The sequence below is a fragment of the Streptomyces sp. NPDC002467 genome (assembly GCF_042889825.1).
In the GTDB taxonomy this organism is placed as follows: domain Bacteria; phylum Actinomycetota; class Actinomycetes; order Streptomycetales; family Streptomycetaceae; genus Streptomyces.
Window position 1 is genome coordinate 1 of record NZ_JBIARJ010000052.1, and the last position, 2,033, is coordinate 2,033.

Genomic DNA, 2,033 nt, shown 5'->3' on the forward strand with positions numbered 1-2,033 from the left:
GTCGAGCCCGGGCCCGCGTGTCCTGGGCCGACCCAGTCAGTAACACCCGCAGGTGGGCGGTCGGCAAACCGAGGTCGGTCGCCATGGCGTGGCGGGGGTGACCGGGGTGGGAGATGGTGGATCTGCAGGAGCATCTGCCGAGCCTCCGGAGTGACCATGGACCGCTATCCACCCATCGCCGAGCACGGATTGGTGGGCGACCTGCAGACCGCCGCCCTCGTGTCGTCGAGAGGTGTTGTCGACTGGTTCGCCGCTCCCAGGTTCGACTCACCGAGCATTTTCGCCGCCCTGCTCGACCACGACCGCGGTGGATACTTCGAGCTGGCTCCCGAGCACCCGGATGCGACCTGCAAACAGTTGTACTACCCCGACACGGCCATCCTGGTGACCCGCTTCATGTCGCCGGACGGCGTGGGCGAGGTGATCGACTTCATGACCCCGGACCAGACCCGGACCCCCAGCGACCGGCACACCCTGGTCCGAGCGGTGCGCTGCGTGCGGGGGAGCGTCGACTTCACGCTCGACTGCCGGCCGCGCTTCGACTACGGCCGCGCCGAACATCAGCTGGACGTCGACGGCAACGGCGCCGTATTCCGGGCTCCGGGGATCGATGCGTATCTGCAGGCCACCTTCCCCCTGGAGCGGGACGGCCAGGACGTGCGGGGCCGGGTGACACTGAACGCCGGTGAGTCGGGTGGTGCCGTCTTCACCGTGTGCGCGTCCGGGGGCGAGGCTCCCGTGCCGCCCACGGTCGACGAGGTCACCCAGCAGTTCTGGGACGTCGCGGGGTTCTGGCAGAAGTGGCTGCGCCAGTCCCGCTACCGGGGCCGTTGGCCCGAGCAGGTGCACCGCTCGGTGATCACCCTCAAGCTCCTCACCTACGCTCCCACCGGCGCGCTGGTCGCGGCGGCCACGATGGGGCTGCCCGAGCAGGTGGGCGGTGAGCGCAACTGGGACTACCGGTTCACGTGGGTGCGCGACGGCGCCCTGTCCGTGCGGGCCATGCTCGACCTCGGTTTCGTCGAGGAGGCCACCGCCTTCGTTCACTGGCTGGTGGACAGGCTGAGCGAGCGCGAAGGCTTGGAGGGAGAGCCTCTTCAGACGATGTACCGCGTCGACGGCAGCCCCGACCTGCCGGAGGAGACCCTCGACCACTTCGAGGGCTACCGCGGCTCTTCCCCGGTCCGCGTCGGCAACGGCGCCGCCGACCAACTCCAGCTCGACATCTACGGCGAGGCGCTCTACGCACTGTCCCAGGGGTACGAGATCGCCCGACAGGCCAGCTACAGGGGATGGAAGGCTCTGGCGAAGGGGCTGGACTGGTTCGCCGAATCCTGGGACCGCCCGGACGAGGGGATCTGGGAGACCCGTGGAGGGCGGAAGGACTTCACCTACAGCCGGCTGATGTCCTGGGTCGCGTTCGACCAGGGGCTGCAGCTCGCCGAGCGTTTCCGGCGTCCAGCCGACCTGGAGAGATGGCGCAAGGCGAGGGACGAGATCTTCGAGCAGATCATGCAGCGCGGCTGGAACGAGACGGAGCGCGCCTTCGTTCAGCACTACGACGGCGACGCCGTCCTGGACGCCTCCCTCCTGCTCATGCCCAGGGTCGGATTCATCGCCCCCAAGGACCCTTCCTGGCTGTCCACACTGGACGCGATGGACCGCAAGCTGGTCTCCGACAGCCTCGTCTACCGCTACGACCCGGCGGCCTCGCCGGACGGGCTGCGCGGTTCGGAGGGCACCTTCAGTCTGTGCACGTTCCTGTACGTGGACGCGCTGGCCCGGGCGGGGCGGCTGCCCATGGCCCGGTACACCTTCGAGAAGATGCAGACCTACGCCAACCACGTCGGCCTCTTCTCCGAGGAGGTCGGCCCGAGTGGGGAGCAACTGGGCAACTTCCCCCAGGCGTTCACCCACCTGTCCCTGATCATGGCCGCCACCACCCTCGACCGGGCGCTCGACGAGCAGATGGAACGCTGACCATGCCCGCGCACGCCCCCGCGGCGGGAGCGCCGCGGCTGACCGCGGCCGAG

At 69.3% G+C, this 2,033-nt stretch carries 1 protein-coding gene; it reads left to right on the top strand.

The window, feature by feature from the left end:
• Positions 1-156: 156 nt before the first annotated feature.
• Positions 157-1,980, top strand: coding sequence for a glycoside hydrolase family 15 protein (locus tag ACFYYJ_RS41495; RefSeq protein ID WP_389140210.1), 1,824 nt, complete (start codon positions 157-159; stop codon positions 1,978-1,980).
• The last annotated feature ends 53 nt before the right edge of the window (positions 1,981-2,033 follow it).

Excerpts from the sequence above, each read along its gene's own strand:
- ACFYYJ_RS41495 (WP_389140210.1), top strand. The coding sequence starts at position 157 with ATGGACCGCTATCCACCCATCGCCGAGCACGGATTGGTGGGCGACCTG.